General features: G+C 66.9%; 18 protein-coding genes. 8 read left to right on the forward strand and 10 right to left on the reverse strand.

Translation table 11 applies throughout. The features are described 5' to 3' along the window. Window positions 1-16: 16 nt before the first annotated feature. Both GSQ92_RS10350 and cysE read right to left on the reverse strand, forming a co-directional pair. Window positions 17-1,117: a cysteine desulfurase family protein gene (locus tag GSQ92_RS10350; protein WP_158801713.1), complete on the reverse strand. Its 1,101-nt coding sequence runs from the start codon at window positions 1,115-1,117 to the stop codon at window positions 17-19. Further along, complete coding sequence (cysE, locus tag GSQ92_RS10355) at window positions 1,114-1,821, reverse strand: serine O-acetyltransferase (RefSeq protein WP_158801714.1); 708 nt, start codon at window positions 1,819-1,821, stop codon at window positions 1,114-1,116. Before cysE ends, GSQ92_RS10350 begins: the two co-directional genes overlap by 4 nt. 363 nt (window positions 1,822-2,184) lie before the next feature. Here cysE and GSQ92_RS10360 point away from each other — a divergent pair, with 363 nt between their 5' ends. Further along, on the forward strand, window positions 2,185-2,850 hold the full coding sequence (locus tag GSQ92_RS10360) for an alpha/beta hydrolase (protein ID WP_158801715.1): 666 nt from the start codon (window positions 2,185-2,187) through the stop codon (window positions 2,848-2,850). A gap of 174 nt (window positions 2,851-3,024) precedes the next feature. On the opposite strand, the gene GSQ92_RS10365 is transcribed toward GSQ92_RS10360, so the two are convergent. Genes GSQ92_RS10365 through GSQ92_RS10375 form a run of 3 tightly spaced genes read right to left on the reverse strand, consistent with a single transcriptional unit; the run spans window position 3,025 to window position 4,765 of the window. Continuing rightward, window positions 3,025-3,936 (reverse strand): SirB1 family protein, encoded by a 912-nt coding sequence (locus tag GSQ92_RS10365; protein ID WP_158801716.1) that lies wholly within the window; start codon window positions 3,934-3,936, stop codon window positions 3,025-3,027. A 41-nt stretch (window positions 3,937-3,977) separates the two neighbouring features. After that, complete coding sequence (locus GSQ92_RS10370; RefSeq protein WP_254065502.1) at window positions 3,978-4,439, reverse strand: Lrp/AsnC family transcriptional regulator; 462 nt, start codon at window positions 4,437-4,439, stop codon at window positions 3,978-3,980. A gap of 41 nt (window positions 4,440-4,480) precedes the next feature. Then, a complete protein-coding gene (locus GSQ92_RS10375) occupies window positions 4,481-4,765 on the reverse strand; it encodes a BolA family transcriptional regulator (RefSeq protein WP_158801717.1) in 285 nt (94 codons plus the stop codon). Between the two features lie 131 nt (window positions 4,766-4,896). Here GSQ92_RS10375 and GSQ92_RS10380 point away from each other — a divergent pair, with 131 nt between their 5' ends. The 3 genes from GSQ92_RS10380 to cobT all read left to right on the forward strand — a co-directional run bounded on the left by GSQ92_RS10380 (window position 4,897) and on the right by cobT (window position 8,551). Continuing rightward, a complete protein-coding gene (locus GSQ92_RS10380) occupies window positions 4,897-5,484 on the forward strand; it encodes a J domain-containing protein (protein ID WP_158801718.1) in 588 nt (195 codons plus the stop codon). Window positions 5,485-5,686: 202 nt separating this feature from the next. Further along, window positions 5,687-6,643: a cobaltochelatase subunit CobS gene (cobS, locus tag GSQ92_RS10385; protein ID WP_371417968.1), complete on the forward strand. Its 957-nt coding sequence runs from the start codon at window positions 5,687-5,689 to the stop codon at window positions 6,641-6,643. Window positions 6,644-6,655: 12 nt separating this feature from the next. Continuing rightward, window positions 6,656-8,551 (forward strand): cobaltochelatase subunit CobT, encoded by a 1,896-nt coding sequence (gene cobT, locus GSQ92_RS10390; RefSeq protein WP_254065503.1) that lies wholly within the window; start codon window positions 6,656-6,658, stop codon window positions 8,549-8,551. 258 nt (window positions 8,552-8,809) lie between these two features. On the opposite strand, the gene GSQ92_RS10395 is transcribed toward cobT, so the two are convergent. The 5 genes from GSQ92_RS10395 to GSQ92_RS10415 all read right to left on the reverse strand — a co-directional run bounded on the left by GSQ92_RS10395 (window position 8,810) and on the right by GSQ92_RS10415 (window position 12,057). Further along, window positions 8,810-9,187 (reverse strand): phasin family protein, encoded by a 378-nt coding sequence (locus tag GSQ92_RS10395; protein ID WP_158801720.1) that lies wholly within the window; start codon window positions 9,185-9,187, stop codon window positions 8,810-8,812. A gap of 213 nt (window positions 9,188-9,400) precedes the next feature. Continuing rightward, a complete protein-coding gene (locus GSQ92_RS10400; RefSeq protein ID WP_158801721.1) occupies window positions 9,401-10,060 on the reverse strand; it encodes a TetR family transcriptional regulator in 660 nt (219 codons plus the stop codon). 30 nt (window positions 10,061-10,090) lie between these two features. Then, window positions 10,091-10,915, reverse strand: coding sequence for a pyrroline-5-carboxylate reductase (gene proC, locus GSQ92_RS10405; protein ID WP_158801722.1), 825 nt, complete (start codon window positions 10,913-10,915; stop codon window positions 10,091-10,093). A gap of 67 nt (window positions 10,916-10,982) precedes the next feature. Beyond that, window positions 10,983-11,486 (reverse strand): YbjN domain-containing protein, encoded by a 504-nt coding sequence (locus GSQ92_RS10410; RefSeq protein ID WP_254065504.1) that lies wholly within the window; start codon window positions 11,484-11,486, stop codon window positions 10,983-10,985. Between the two features lie 190 nt (window positions 11,487-11,676). Further along, a complete protein-coding gene (locus GSQ92_RS10415) occupies window positions 11,677-12,057 on the reverse strand; it encodes an accessory factor UbiK family protein (RefSeq protein WP_158801724.1) in 381 nt (126 codons plus the stop codon). A 170-nt stretch (window positions 12,058-12,227) separates the two neighbouring features. On the opposite strand from GSQ92_RS10415, the gene lgt reads away from it, so the two are divergent. The 4 genes from lgt to GSQ92_RS10435 are packed head-to-tail and all read left to right on the forward strand — an operon-like array spanning window position 12,228 to window position 15,728. After that, complete coding sequence (gene lgt / locus GSQ92_RS10420) at window positions 12,228-13,055, forward strand: prolipoprotein diacylglyceryl transferase (RefSeq protein ID WP_158801725.1); 828 nt, start codon at window positions 12,228-12,230, stop codon at window positions 13,053-13,055. Continuing rightward, complete coding sequence (locus GSQ92_RS10425) at window positions 13,052-14,032, forward strand: class I SAM-dependent methyltransferase (protein ID WP_158801726.1); 981 nt, start codon at window positions 13,052-13,054, stop codon at window positions 14,030-14,032. Before lgt ends, GSQ92_RS10425 begins: the two co-directional genes overlap by 4 nt. Continuing rightward, a complete protein-coding gene (gene pgeF / locus GSQ92_RS10430; protein ID WP_158801727.1) occupies window positions 14,029-14,802 on the forward strand; it encodes a peptidoglycan editing factor PgeF in 774 nt (257 codons plus the stop codon). The genes GSQ92_RS10425 and pgeF overlap by 4 nt, the downstream gene beginning before the upstream one ends. Further along, window positions 14,799-15,728, forward strand: a complete 930-nt coding sequence (locus GSQ92_RS10435; RefSeq protein WP_158801728.1) for a hypothetical protein — start codon at window positions 14,799-14,801, stop codon at window positions 15,726-15,728. Before pgeF ends, GSQ92_RS10435 begins: the two co-directional genes overlap by 4 nt. Window positions 15,729-15,737: the final 9 nt, after the last annotated feature.

The raw sequence follows: 15,737 nt of genomic DNA on the forward strand, positions 1-15,737 counted from the left end.
AAGCAGCCGGCGTTGCTCAGGCCGCCCGGCGAAGGGCGCGGGAGGCCAGAGCCTCATAGGCCCGCGCGAAGGCCGCGACATCCTCGGCCGTGGCGTTCCACGGCAGCGAGACGCGGATCGCCTGCCCGGCCACATCGCCCAGCCCCATGGCCTCCAGCACATGGCTGCGCGCCACCTTGCCGGAACTGCAAGCGGCCCCGGCCGAGACCGAGACGCCCGCAAGGTCCAAAGCGATGACCTGTGCCTCCGAACGGACTCCCGGGAGCGCGAGGCAAGTCGTATTCGGCAGGCGAGGAGCACCGCCACCACAGATCCTGGCACCCGCCGCGACAGCCGCCGCCTCGATCCGGGCACGCAGCGCGACGAGGCGGGCTCTGTCGGCAGGCTCGGCATCCAGCGTGGCCGCCGCAAAGCCCGCGATGGCAGGCAAGGCTGGCGTGCCGCCACGCAACCCGCGCTCCTGGCCACCGCCCGCGATGAGGGGAAGGAGATCGGCCGCCGCCTCCGGAGCCAGTAGCAGGGCGCCCGCGCCCATCGGCCCGCCCATCTTGTGTCCAGAAAGAACGAGACTGTCGGCCCCGAGCGCCGCCATATCGACGGCGGTTCGCCCGGCCGCCTGAACCGCATCGACATGCAGCCGGGCGCCCCGCGCGTGGCAAACGGCAGCGATCTCCGCGATTGGCTGGATGGTGCCTGTCTCGTTATTGGCGAGCATGACGCAGACCAGCGCCGGTCCCGTTGCCGCATCCAGCGCGGCCGCGAGTGCATCGAGGTCGATGACACCCTCCGCATCGACCGGCAGCACGACGGCCGCCTCGCCCGCCGCGGCGATCACCGCCGCATGTTCCGTCGCACCCCGCAGCAGGCGGCGGCCGCGCCCGAGCCCATGGATCGCGAGCGCATTGGCCTCCGTACCGCCGGAGGTGAAGACTAGATGTCGTGGCAACCCGCCGAAGCGGCCGGCGATCGCCTCCCGCGCTTCCTCCAGGGCCGCGCGCGCGGCCCGGCCGTCACGATGGATCGAGGACGGATTGCCCAGCCGATCCAGCGCCGCGAGCGCCGCCTCCCGCGCGGCAGGCCGCAACGGTTCGGTGGCGTTGGCGTCCAGATAGGTCAATCGGCGTCGGCCTTGCCCGCGCTTTCCCGCCGTGCCGAGGTGCGGAGCGGCATGTCATTGCTCGCCATGCGGGCGACGCGAAGTTCGAGGTCCGACAGTTCCGCCCGCAGCCCCTCGATCTCGCGGATCAGCGGATCGACCAGCTCGTCGCAGGGTGTGCCATAGGATTCGAAGGCCGGCGCACGGTGCTGGCGATCGACCGGCCGCGCCGGGATGCCTACCATGGTCAGGCCCGCTGGCACGGATTCGATCACCACCGCATTGGCGCCGATCCGGGCGCCGGAACCCAGCGTGATGGCTCCCAGCACTTTCGCCCCGGCGCCGACGATGACGCCGTTGCCAATCGTCGGATGGCGCTTTCCATGGCCGAGGCTGACGCCACCAAGCGTCACCTGATGATAGAGCGTCACGTCATCCCCGACCTCGGCCGTCTCGCCGATGACGAGGCCCATGCCATGGTCGATGACAAGCCGGCGGCCAAGACGAGCGGCAGGGTGAATCTCGATACCGGTCAGCCACCGGCCGAGATGCGAAACGAAACGAGCGAGGAAAAAAGCGCCGGATGTCCAAAGGCGATGCGCCAGCCTATGCCAAATGACGGCGTGAAGTCCGGGATAACAAAAGAAAACCATGACGTTCGAGCGCGCCGCCGGATCGCGTTCCCGGTAGGCCTGAATGCTTTCCCGCAAAAACATGAAGGCCATGCGACAATTTCCGTATGAAACCGAAGGAGGGGCGACCTATTATCATGTCAGCCCTAGATGTACGAAGCGTTGTCGGGACGGAGGCCGGCATTATCTGCCAGTTCACCGCCCGTCTTAACCCCTCTTCCTCTAAGCCTCGCGAAGCTAGGTGTCGCTCCTTCGGGGGTCAATGCCCGCATAGCGGATGTCTCCTGTCCCTCCATCGAGTGCCATAGCGGCGCCGGTCGGAAGCGGGGCAGCTGCCGGGGCTTTGGCGAAGGCGCGGGTCAAGCCGGCGGATGACAGTGCGGGACGTGATTGGGACGTGAATGACCCTCCGGCGAACCGGGGGGCCGAAATGCTTGAAGGATAGGTTGCAGCGCCATGCCTGAAGTGATGTTCGCCGGGCCGGACGGCCGCTTGGAAGGCCGTTACCACCACAGCAAGGAGACCGGGGCGCCTCTCGCGCTCGTCCTGCACCCGCACCCTATGCACGGTGGCACGATGAACAATCGCATCACCTATTCGATGTTCCAGGCGTTCCAGCGCCTAGGTTTCTCGGTGATGCGCTTCAACTTCCGGGGCGTCGGCCGCAGCCAGGGCCGCTATGATGGCGGCATCGGCGAGATCAGCGATGCGGCGGGCGCGCTCGACTGGATGCAGGCGGTCAATCCGAATTCCGGCGGGTTGTGGATCGCCGGTTATTCATTTGGCGCCTTCGTCGGCATGCAGCTGCTCATGCGCCGGCCGGAGATCTCGGGCTGGATCAGCGTGGCGCCCCCGGCGACGCATTACGACTTCGGCTTCCTCGCCCCCTGTCCAACCGGCGGCCTGCTCATTCATGGCGATGCCGACGAGATGGTGGCCGAGCCCGGCGTCCGGAAGCTGGTCGACAAGCTCAACACCCAGAAGGGCGTCTCGATCGATTATCGCGTCTATGAGGGCGCCGACCACGTCTTCGCCCACCACGCCGACCGCATCGGCCAGGAGACCGAGGAATACGTCCGCCAGACAATGGCCCGCCGCCAGATGGCGCTCGCCGCCGACTGACGAGGCGCGGTTCGCCGCTGCGTGCGATCCTTCAGCATAGTCTCCACGTCATGCTCGGCGCAGGCCGAGCATCCACGCCTTGCCCGCTCTACATAGGCAAGGCGTGGATGGCACGCCTTCGCGTGCCATGACGGACCCCGGGGCGCGATCGAACAGGATTAACGCGCCTCAAACCTAGTGCAGCCGCCCGCGCAGCTCCGCGATCGCGGCACGGGCATGAGCCGCATCCGCGCCCGGCGGCGCCAGATCCACCACCCGTCCCATGCAGCGCAGCGCCGCCGCCATCTGGTCGAGTTGCTGGTTGAGCGCCGCCGCCTCCTGCCACAAGGCAATCCCGTCCGGCGCGATCAGCAGCATATCCTCGACGCAACGCAGCGTGCCGACAGCGTCGCCCGCCTTGTAACGTCGGTGAGCGATATTGCGCTGAAGCCGCAACAGCACATCCCGCTTGCCCATCCGCCGCCGCTGGAAGCTGCTCGCCACAAGCCGCGTCCGGCGCCCTTGCACCCGCGTCAGCAACTCCGTGAGGTCCTGCTGGTCCAGCGTCTGGCCGCCGGCGAAAACGTCGAGGATGGTCTGCCCGTCCTCGCCTTCCAGCCCAAGAATGAAATGGCCCGGGAAATCGAGCCCATAGCAGTCCCAGCCAGCCACCTCGGCGCAATGCAGCCAGATGATGCCGAGGCTGATGGGCAGGCCACGCCGGCGGGCGATCACGTGGATCAGGTTGGCATTCGCGAGATCGTCATAATTCTCGTAGTCGCCGCTATAGTCGTGGCGGCAGGCGAGCACCCCGGCCAGCGCCTCGGCTTGGGCAGCGGCGCTGCCACCGGCCCAACGGGCGACCTCCGCCGCTTCACGCGCGACGACAGAGAGGTGACGCTGGGCGGAACGCCAGTCCGCGTCGGGCGCGTCCAGCCGCGCGAACAACAACGCCGTCCCCGCAAGGTCGATTTCCTTGTCCGGCAGCGTGCCCACGGCGGCCAGCGCCGCGCGCAGGCCAGAGGCAAGGTCTGAGGTCTCGGGAAACTCGGTCAGCCGCTCTCTCCATGCTCGGAAGACTGTTCGAAGCCTGCGCCAATTTAGCATGCGTCGCGGCACCTAAACCACATCATCCGACGTGTATTCATTCAAACTGGCAACGTTCCAGCCTTGATGCGTTCCATAGCAAACCTGCTGGTCACGTTGCGCAAGGCCACCGCACCGATCAACCGGCGGTAAAATGCGTCATAGGCATTGATATCGGACACCACGACATGCAGCAGGTAATCGACATCCCCGCTCATGCGCCAGGCATCGACGATCTCCGGCGTGGCCGCCACCAGCTCGGCGAAGCGTTTCAACCAATCGGCCGAATGATCGGAAGTCTCAACCGAGACAAAGACCGACACCGGCAGCCCGAGGGCCTGCTGGTCCAGCACCGCGACCCGGCCCTTGATAACCCCGTCGCGCTCCAGCCTCCGGATACGCTTCCAACACGGCGTGGGCGTAAGCTTCACCTCGGCCGCGATCTCGGCGAGGGAGAGTGATGCGTCGCGCGCGATGAGGCGTAGGATCGCCCGATCGGTTTCGTCCATCGTCACGGCTGACATGCGCGATGCTAGCCTCGGAAGGCCATCCGAAGGAAGCGAGATCAGACGGCGGAGGTTTCCCCCTCACTCGGAGCGCGCAACACGAGGGCCAGGGCGTGCAGGCCGGAGCCGAGTTCCTCAGCCAAAGCCTCATGTACCGCCCGCGAGCGGGCAACGCGGTTTTTGCCCGCGAAGGCGGCGGAAACCATGGTCACGGTATAATGCGTCTCACCACCGGCACGAGCGCCGGAATGACCGGCGTGGAGCGCGCTGTCATCCTGCACATTCAACTGAGTTGGCGCGAAAGCCTCGTTCAACCGGGCGGTGATTCGTTCGTGGCGGGACATGTCTCGGGCTCGCTGGCTTGTGGATGTTAGCTTGCGGGTTGCGCCGCGAAGCAATCAAGCGGTCGCTCGGAAGCCCTGCCCACACCGTTGCGGGATTGCCAATCATCGCGCCGCGCCACCATATACGGTCCATGAGTCGTCGCGCCTCCCGCACCCGGGCCTACGCGCCCGACCCGGATGCGCCGGGCCGGATTTGTGACATGCCCGATTGCCAGGAACTCGGCTGCTACCGCGCTCCGCGCTCCCGCACCTCGTTGCACGAATATCTCTGGCTCTGCCTGGATCACGTGCGCGCCTACAATGCGGGCTGGGACTACTACAAGGATATGACGCCCGGGCAGATCGAGGCCGAGTTGCGGGCCGATGTCTCCTGGCAGCGCCCGACTTGGCGACTTGGGGTCAACGGAAATTTCCGACCCGTCCATGAATCCATCCTGCGCGACCCGCTGGCCTCGATCGACGGCCGCACCGCGCACTCCGCTGAGCCGCGCGATGAGGCGCCGCCCGAGCTGCGGCATCCGCTCGGCGTGCTCGGGCTGTCCTGGCCCGTTAGTCTCGACATGGTGAAGGCACGCTACAAAGAGCTGGCGAAGAAGCATCATCCCGACGCGAATGGCGGCGCGGCCGAGAAGGAAGACCTCATCAAGGCGATCAACATCGCCTATTCGACGTTGAAAAACTTCTTGCCCGCCGGTCAAAGGCAGATGGCGCGGTCCTGACGCGCAGCTTTGCCGCCCCCATACTAGGATCGCGACGGCTAACGACCGATACTTCTCCCTGGCTCGATGCTCCCGCTTGATGCCCCCCGCTTGATGCATCCTCCTGCTTGATGCATCGACGTATAACGATAGGACGCGCGTTTCGATGACGAATGGCCCCGGCTTGGGAATCGCCGATAGCCTTTCCCCAACCCCCAACGGCATGCCCGACACCACGGTCAACGTCCAAAAGGTTTTCGGTTTCGCGAGTGACCTCGTCGTGCCGGCCTTTACGATGCGGACCGACCACGTGCCTGCGATCGACACCACCTACCAGTTTGACCGCGACACGACGCTCGCCATCCTCGCGGGCTTCGCCTTCAACCGCCGCGTGATGATCCAGGGCTATCACGGCACCGGCAAATCCACCCATATCGAGCAGGTGGCGGCGCGGCTCAACTGGCCGTGTCTGCGCATCAACCTCGATAGCCACATCAGCCGGATCGACCTCATCGGCAAGGATGCGATCGTCCTCAAGGACGGCCAGCAGGTGACAGAGTTCAAGGAAGGCATCCTACCCTGGGCGCTGCAGCACCCCTGCGCGCTGGTTTTCGACGAATACGACGCCGGCCGGCCCGACGTGATGTTCGTGATCCAGCGCGTGCTGGAGGTGGAGGGGCGGCTCACGCTGCTCGACCAGAACAGGGTGATCCACCCTCACCCGGCCTTCCGCCTGTTCTCGACAGCCAATACGGTCGGTCTCGGCGATACCACCGGGCTCTACCACGGCACCCAGCAGATCAATCAGGGCCAGATGGACCGCTGGAACATCGTCGCCACGCTGAACTACCTGCCGCATGCGGACGAGACGGCCATCGTCATGGCCAAGCTCGGCATCGACAAGAAGGACGTCCCGGCCCGCCGCAAGGTCGAGGCCATGGTGGCGCTGGCCGACCTCACCCGCGCCGGCTTCATCGCCGGTGACATCTCGACCGTGATGTCGCCGCGCACCGTGATCACCTGGGCGGAGAACGAGAAGATCTTCGGCGACCTCAACTTCGCCTTCCGCCTCACCTTCCTGAACAAATGCGACGAGGCGGAGCGTGCGACGGTCGCGGAATATTACCAGCGCTGCTTCAACGAAGAGATCAACACCGGCGCCCTGCGCCGCGCGAGCTAAACGGCGGTGGCGGTGAGCCCGGGCGGCCAGATCGGCGGCACTCAGGCGCGCGACGCGGCGGAGCGTAGCGAGGAATTCAAACGCGCGACCGCTGGCGCCATTCGCGCGGTCTCGGGCATCCCGGATGCCGAGGTCGCCTTCCAGCCGGGTCCGGCCAGCGCGGGGGCGGGGCGCGCTCGCATCCCAAGCCCCACGCGCGGCCTGCCACCCGCTGAGATGGCGCGGCTGCGCGGCACGGCTGATGCCATGGCGCTGCGCCTCCGCCACCACAGTGACGCCATCCACGCGGCGCGCTCCCCGGCCAGCCGGGAGGCCCGGGAAGTCTATGACGCGCTGGAACAGGCGCGGGTTGAAGCGCTCGGCTCGCGTCACATGGCCGGCGTCGCCGCGAACCTCGACGCCAAGCTGGCGGAGCAATGCGAGGCCGAGGGCTACGACCGCATGACCCGGCGGGACCAGCTTCCGCTCGGCACCGCGCTGTCGCTGATGGCACGAGAGCGCATGTCCGGCCGTACCGCCCCTGCCGGCGCGGATCGCGTGCTGTCGCTATGGCGCGCCACCGTGGCGCCCGAGGCCGAGGCCGCCTTCGCCGAAATGGCCGACAACCTCGCCGACCAGCAAGCCTTCGCGCGCGCCGCCCGCCGGCTGCTTTCCGCTTACGACCTCGCGGAAGCCGAGGCCGAAGCCGATCCGTCCGAGGATCCGCAGGGCGGTGAGGAAGCGCCGGAAGAAGGTCCGCCGCAGGACGCCAGCAGCGAGGGCGAAAGCCAGTCGGAGGCCGAGGCCGATGAGACGGTCGGCGGCGACCCTCAGGACATGCAGGGCGAAGCCGCCGACGAGGATGACGCGGAAGGCGACGAGGACGCAAATGGCGAGGCTGAGGGTGAGGAACGCCCCGGCGGCCCGCAGCCCCACCGCGAGCGGCAGGGCGTGGAGGCGACCTACAAAGCCTTCGCCCGCGATTTCGACGAGGAGGTCAGCGCCGAGGACCTCTGCGACGCCGAAGAGCTAGGACGGCTGCGCCAACAGCTCGACCATCAGCTCCAGCACCTTCAAGGGATGGTGTCCAAGCTTGCGAACCGCCTGCAGCGCCGCCTCATGGCGCAGCAGACACGGGCCTGGGATTTCGACCTTGAGGAGGGGCTCCTCGACGTGAGCCGCCTCGCCCGCGTCGTCGCCACGCCTACCCAATCGCTCTCCTACAAGCGCGAACGGGAGACAGACTTCCGCGATACCGTCGTGACACTGCTGATCGACAACTCAGGCTCCATGCGCGGCCGCCCGATCACGGTGGCCGCCATGTGCGGAGATATCCTGGCCCGCACGCTGGAACGCTGCGCCGTGAAGGTCGAGGTGCTGGGCTTTACCACCCGCGCCTGGAAGGGCGGCCAGAGCCGCGAGCGCTGGGTGCAGGAGGGCAAGCCACGCCTGCCTGGGCGGCTGAACGACCTGCGCCATATCATCTACAAGGCCGCCGACGCGCCCTGGCGGCGCAGCCGCCGCAACCTCGGCCTCATGTTGCGCGAGGGGCTGCTCAAGGAAAATATCGACGGCGAGGCGCTGCTTTGGGCTTACCGGCGCCTACTCACCCGCACCGAGCACCGGCGCATCCTGATGGTCATCAGCGATGGCGCGCCGGTCGATGATTCCACGCTATCCGTCAATCCGGGGAACTACCTGGAGCGCCACCTGCGCCAGGTCATCGGCGAAATCGAGGGGCGGCGCCAGGTCCAGCTCATCGCCATCGGGATCGGCCACGACGTGACGCGCTACTACCGCCGCGCCGTGACCATCGTCGATGCCGAGGATCTCGGCGGCACCATGGTCCGCCACCTCACCGCGCTCTTCGACGAGAGCGAGCAGGAGTCCTGGGAACGCGGCAACGAGCGGGCGCCGGTGGTCGTCTGAGTCTCATTTCGCATCACGCCATGCGCCGTGGATAGAGTTGCAGCAGGCTCCAGCTCAATGATCACTCTGAACCCCGACCCCCAGATTCGTCATGGCACGCGAAAGCATGCCATCCACGCCTGCCTTCGTGAAGCAAGCGAGGCGTGGATGCCGGCCTTCGCCGAGCATGACGGGGTCGAGTGAGCACGGTTCAGACCAGAGACATCCCGCCGAGCTACCGACTACCGCAGCGGACCCGATCGACCTAAGCGGACCGCCTCAACCCGCCGCTTTGGTCTTCTCGACCGCGGCCTTCAACTCATCCAGCGAGGCCAGGAAGCGCTTGTGGACCATGTCGAGCGCCTCGGTGCTGGAGTTGCGCATCAGATCCTCGAGTTCGCGGGCATCGCCTACGCTCTTCTCATAGGCTGACTTGACCAGCTCGGTCTGCTTGACGGCCTTGTCCTGAGGGCCGCCGGGAGCTGCCAGCGTCTTCGCCGCTTCGCTCAGATCCGAAACCTGGCGCTGCATGAGCTCCATCTGACGCTGCACGATCGCCTGCGCGCCCTCGAACATCATCTTATTGGCGGCCGCCAGGGTCGCGAGGTTGCGGCGGTGCATGTCGAGCAATGCCGTCGCTTCCGGGATCGCCGGCATCTTCAGGTTCGAGAATAGGCGCGAGATATCCGGATTCATTGCTCCGCTTCCGAAACGATAGGGAGTGTCCTTCGGACCGTCAGACATCGTCGTCTCCTCCTTGTCATTGGGCTGGCCGCCACTGGAGGGGCCATGCCCCCACAGAATTTGCACCGGCATCGCCGCTGCACCAGGGGCTAGAACGTGAAAAGGTTCCGCGAAGCGCAGAAAGCCTCAGATGGGTGGCACCGCCCCGTTCGCGGGCACCGGGGGCGGTTCATCCGGCGGCATGGTGTCTGATGCGCTTTCCGGGTCTGGAGGGGCATTGTCGTCGGACTCGCCCAGCCACCGGGCCACCTGAGCCGCGCGGTCTAGCGCCTGATCGAGCGCGCTCATCGTCGTCGCCAGGTCGGTACTGTCATCATTCCGCCAGGCGCGAACAACCCAAAGCCACACCGCGAGCAGGCCGCGCTTATGCCCCGCGCCGCGTAGCCCGGTCGTCGAAACCTCGGCCGCCTCCAAAAGCCAGCCCATGCTGCGCAGGCTGAGCCGGCTTAGCATCAAGCCGAGCAGCGGATCTCTCGGCGCGGCTTCTAGTACCGCGAGCACACCGGCACGATGCGCCTGCAGCACATCGATGCGGCGCATGATCATGTCGAAGAGCCGGTCCTTGATGGGGCCACTCGGCGGGGCCGCTTCCAGCGCCGCGCGGTCCGCCATCGCGCCGAAGCGCATGAGGACGGCGATGCGAGACGGGAAGCGGGTTCGGGTGCGGGCGACATCGAGTCCGGCATCGCGCGCCGCCTGGACCAGACTAACACTCCGCCACCCTCGGTCTCCCGCCTGCGCGAAAACCGCGGCAACTAACGCTTCGTCAAACTCTGCATCATTCATAAGCATATCTTTATGTGTTTATGCGTGGCGTCAGCCGGAAAGTTCACGAGAGCGGCGGGTGGCAGCCGTCACCGCTTCGTCGATGGCATGCGGCCACGCCTCGGGAGCCATTAACACCGCGAGAGCGGCTTCTGTGGTGCCTTTCGGGCTGGTTACCGCTCGCCGAAGATCAGCAGCATCCTCCGGACTAGCAGCCAAGAGCGCGCCGGCGCCAATCACCGTTTGCCGCGCCAACCGGCGCGCGAGGTTAGCGGGCAAGCCCTGTGCGACTGCCGCCGCTTCCAGCAGTTCGGCGAGCAGAAACACATAGGCAGGGCCACTGCCGGAAACCGCTGTCACCGGATCGAGCAGCGCCTCGTCCGTGGTCCAGGCGACCTCGCCGATCGCCGTCAATAACCGGTCACAGAGCGCACGTTCCGCATCGGCCACGCCCGCACCGGCGACGGCCACCGTTATGCCTTGACGAACGGCGGCGGGCGTATTGGGCATGGCGCGCACCACCCGGGCCTCGGCACCGAGCATGGCAACAACATCCGCCGCCGTCTTTCCCGCCATGATCGTGAGAAAAACCGCGCCGGAAGCGAACCGGCCATACAGCGGAAGTACGGTCGGAGCCATCTGCGGCTTCACGGCCAAAATCACGGCGGATGGAGCGAAATCTCGCGGTATCGCTTCCGGGCCGGCGAGTACCGTGACCTCGGCACTCGCGGCACTTGCTGCCTCCGGACTCGGATCAACGACGATCGAGGACGCGAGGCCGACCTCGCGCCAACCAGCCAGCATCGCGCGCCCCATCTTCCCGCCGCCGACGAGAAGAACGGAGGGCAGTTTGCCGCGGTCGCCTGGGACGGTCATTGGCGCGCTCCCCTCCCTGCAGGGAGGGGAGACCTGACCCGCTTGCTAAAATGCAACCCGGGAAGACTCACGCCTCGCCGACGCATTCCAGCATCGAGGCGGTCAGCGCCTCGGCCGGGGTCTTGCCGCCCCATAGGACGAACTGGAAGGCCGGATAGAAACGCTCGCACTCGGTAATGGCGATATCCACCATATCCTCCAGGCTCTCGGCCGAGGCGGCGCGGGCGCCGCGGAGCAGGACCGCATGGCGGAAAACCGGCATGCCGTCATCCGCATCCAGACCGAAATGGCCGATCCAGAGATGCGTATTGGCCAAGGCGAGCAACTCGTGCAGCGCGGCGCGGCGCTTCTCCGGCACCTTCATGTCGAGGGCGCAGGTGAAGTGCATCGCCGAGATTTCATGCGACCAGTTGAAGAACAACCCGTAGTCGCACCACCGACCAGGGGCCTCGGCGGCCATTTCGGCGTCGTTGCGACGCTCAAAGATCCATTCGTTTGAGGAGATTATCTGCTCGACCACGTCGAGCGGATTGGCGACGTCGGTCTCTGCGGCGAGGGAAAGATGGGTCACGCGAGGTCTCCTCGGGGCTGGAGGAAGGCCGGACATCGGGCGAAGCCGTCAATTGACGCCGGCTCCTCCTATACGCAGGAGCGGGCGGTGCGGATCGCCGAATCCGCGGGTTAGGCTTGGTCGCGAGGTCATTTGGCCGCAACCAAGCCTACTGTAGCAAGAGTCTAAGCGATGACCTTCGAACGAAAGTCTAACCGCCGGAGCCTAAAACGCCGGAAGCGGCATCTCCAAGGTCCGTCCGGACCTCAGTTGGGGGCGGCATGGCGATTGGCGGCTCCGTAGTGGCGCCGATTTTTGGCGCCGCCGCGCCAAGCCGCGCTTCAAGCGCCGCGACTCGGTCGGTGAGGGCGGCGAGCTTGGCTTCCGCCGCCTCCTGCGCCGCGCGGGCATTGGCCGCCATCTCCTGCACCGCCGCGAATTGCTCGCCGCGCACGAGGTCGAAGCGCTGGATGGCGTCATCGATGCGGGCACGCATCACGGCTTCCGCCTCGTCTCGCACGCCGGCGAAAGCGGACATCGCGCCCTGCGCGACTCCCGCCAGATCGTCCATGAAGCGGCTGCGCTCCTTCATCCCGTCCTCCTGCCTTCCGTGCCTGCGAGCGGTTGCGTATAAGCCCGGCCCATGCTTCCGGTCACTGTCTCCGCCGAGCGCCACGCCGCGGCTCCCGCATCATCATGCCATGATATGGGCGTGGCACAGCGTCCAACCAATGCGGCGCCCTGCGGGGAGCAGGAGACGGCATGAGCCATGTGTTGATTTTCCCCGATTTTGACCCGGTCCTGGTGCGTCTCGGCCCTTTCGCGATCCATTGGTACGCCATCGCCTATATCGCGGCGCTCGTCCTAGGATGGCGTCTCGTGCGGCGGATGGCGCTTTGGACCCCGGCCGTGGCGACGCCGGTTCTGGTGGATGATTTTCTTTCATGGGCGACGCTCGGCGTCGTGCTCGGCGGCCGGATCGGCTACGTGCTGTTCTACCAGCCGGGCAATTTCCTGCATCATCCGCTGAGCATCATCGCCGTCTGGCAGGGGGGCATGAGCTTCCATGGCGGCATGCTCGGCGTCACGGTCGCCATCATTGTTTTCTGCCTGCGCCACCGCATCCCCATCCTGGGCTTCGCCGACCGTATCGCGATCGTCGCCCCCATCGGGCTGGGCTTCGGGCGCATCGCCAATTTCATAAATGGCGAGCTGTGGGGCCGCCCCGCCCCGCCCGGCTGGCCCTTCGCGATGATCTATCCCCGCGTCGATATGCAGCCGCGCTTCCCGAGCGAGATCTACCAGGCTTTCCTGGAAGGGCTGGTGCTGCTGCTGGTGATGCTCTTCCTCGCGCGGTCGGAGGCACGCCGCGCCCGCTTCGGATTGCTCACCGGCTGCTTCCTGATCGGCTATGGCATCGCGCGCATTATCGGCGAGTGCTTCCGCCAGCCGGACGCGTTCCTCGGCTTCCTCTGGTCCGGCGTCACCATGGGTCAGGTACTGTCGCTGCCGATGATCATCGTCGGGCTGGGTTTGGTCTTCTACGCCCGACTCCGCTCGCCGCGGCTCACCGGTGCCTTCGCGGCGTGACGAACACGGCGGAACGGCTCGACCGCTTCATGGCACGAGCCAATGCCGCCTATTACGCGAACCACGACCCCTTCGCCGATTTCACCACCTCTCCCGAGATCAGCCAGATCTTCGGCGAGCTTATCGGCGCCTGGGCCGCGGTCTGCTGGGACATGCTGGGTCGCCCTACCCCTGTGCTATTCGCGGAGGCAGGCCCGGGGCGCGGCACGCTGATGGCCGACGCGACCCGCGTGCTCGCCCGCGTGGCCCCTGCCTTCACCGAGGCGATGACAGTACATTTCATCGAAACCTCGCCCCGGCTGCGTGCCGAGCAGGCGATACGGGTTCCGATGGCCGCCTGGCATGACGCGCTAGAGGGGCTACCGTCCGGCCCTGTGATCCTGATCGCCAATGAGTTCCTCGACGCCCTGCCGGTCCGCCAGTTTCGCCTCGTCGCCGGCCGCTGGGTCGAGCGGTTCGTGCAGGATGGCGCTTTCGTCGAACGCCCGGCCTTCCCGCCGGAGAATGCGGAGGACGACCGCAGCGAGATCGAGATCAACGAAGCCGCCGACGCCTTCTGTGCCGACCTTGCCGCGCGGATCGTCACTGATGGCGGTCTCGCCCTGATCCTGGATTATGGCCGCGACGGCAATGCCGGCAACAGTCTGCAAGCACTACGCGATGGCGCGCCCACCGACCCGCTGGCCGAGCCCGGATCGGCGGATCTCACCGCCCATGTCGATTTCGCCGCCATCGCTCGCGCGGCGCGAGGCCAGGGCGCCGAGGTGCAGGGACCGGTGATGCAGGGTGTCTTCCTCCAGCGCCTCGGCCTCTTCGAACGCGCCGAACGTCTGGCGCGAGGCAGGTCCGAAACCGAGGCCGCGACGGTGATGGGTGCCGCGCGACGCCTGGCCGAGCCGCGTGGTATGGGCAGTCTGTTCGTGGCGCTTGCCATCGCCGCGCCCGGCACCCCCCCTCTTCCCGGATTCGCCGCATGACCCTCCCAAGCTTCGTCTCCGTTCCAGAACTGCGCGCCGCCCACGGCTTCTTCACGCGGGAGGGCGGGGTTTCCGCTGGCGCCTATGCCAGCCTCAATTGCAGCATTTCCGGCGGCGATGATCGCGCGGCGGTCACCGAGAATCGGGCGCGTGTCGCCCGCGCCTTGGATGTGGCGCCGGAGCAGCTCGTGGGGCTGCATCAGGTCCACGGACCGGACGTCGAGACCGTCCTAGCACCCTGGATCGCTGGTGCCGGTCCGCGCGCCGATGCGATGGTGACGGCGGTGCCCGGCATCGCCCTCGGCGTCGTCACCGCCGACTGCGCGCCCGTGCTCTTCGCGGATACCGAGGCCCGGGTCATCGGCGCCGCCCATGCCGGCTGGCGCGGTGCCGTCGCGGGCGTGCTGGAGGCAACCGTAGAGGCGATGGCCGCGCTCGGCGCGCATCCGGGGCGGATCATCGCCGCTATCGGGCCCTGCATCCGCCAGGACTCCTACGAAGTGGCGGGCGATCTGCGCGGCTCGGTGCTCGATCAGAATGCCGAGGATGAGCGCTTCTTTCTCCCCGGCCGCCCTGAGCGCTGGATGTTCGACCTCGCCGGCTATTGCGAAGCCCGCCTCGTCGCGGCCGGGGTCGCCAAGGTCATCATCGCCGAGGGCGATACGGCGGCGGAGCCCGATCGCTTCTTCAGCCACCGCCGCCGCACGCTCGCCGGTGGCGGCGCGATCGGCCACCAGATGTCGGCGATCGTTCTTGGAGCGCGCCTATGATCCGCCTGACTCGTCTCGCTTTCCTGGCGCTCGCCTTGCTGCCTGCCGCTTGCGGCGACTTTCCCCAACCCATGCTGGGCAATCCCGGCCGCATGGGCGCCCTGCTGGCGCATCCGCCGCCGCAGCGCATCGTGGTGCCGACGCCGCATGACGCACTGCTCGACGATCAGGCCGCCAAGCTTTTCGCGACCGACCTCGCCAATGCCCTCGTCAACCAGACCATTCCCGCCTTCGCCGCCCGTCCGCAGCGGGGGGATTGGGTGCTGGGCGTCCATGCCGTTCTGCAAGGCGACAGCGTGGTGCCGAGCTACACCATCACCGATCCGCGCGGCCACAAGCAGGGCAACTACTCAGGCCCGGCGGTATCGAGCGCATCCTGGGCCGCCGGTGATTCCGCGGCGCTCACCGATGCCGCCAATGCGGCGAGCCCCGGCATCTCCGACCTGCTCTCCAATATCGACGCGGTGCTGAAGCAGAACGACCCGAACAGCCTGTATAACCGTCCGCCCCGGGTGGCCTTCTCGGGTGTCACCGGCGCGCCGGGCGACGGCAACCAGTCGCTCGCGAAGGAAATCGGGCGGGATCTGCCGGGCATGGGCGTGGTCATGGTGCAGCAGAAAGACCAGGCGGATTATCTGCTCAGCGGCAAGGTAAAAAATTCGACGGTGAACCCGCAGACGCAGCGCGTCGAACTCACCTGGGTCGTCACCACCCCCGACGGCAAGGAGACCGGCCGCGTCTCCCAGGTCCATGACATCCCGACCGGCTCGCTCGACAGCTATTGGGGCGACGTGGCGGCGGCCGCAGGGAGCCAGGCCGCCTTGGGGATCAAGGAGGTCATCGACAATGCGATCGGCAAGCGGGTTCCGAAATCGGCCAGCGCGCCTCCGTCCAAAGCGACCACGACATCGGGCAAAACGTCATGAGCCGGAGAG

The organism is Acidisoma sp. S159 (assembly GCF_009766125.1).
Classification (GTDB): Bacteria; Pseudomonadota; Alphaproteobacteria; order Acetobacterales; family Acetobacteraceae; genus Acidisoma.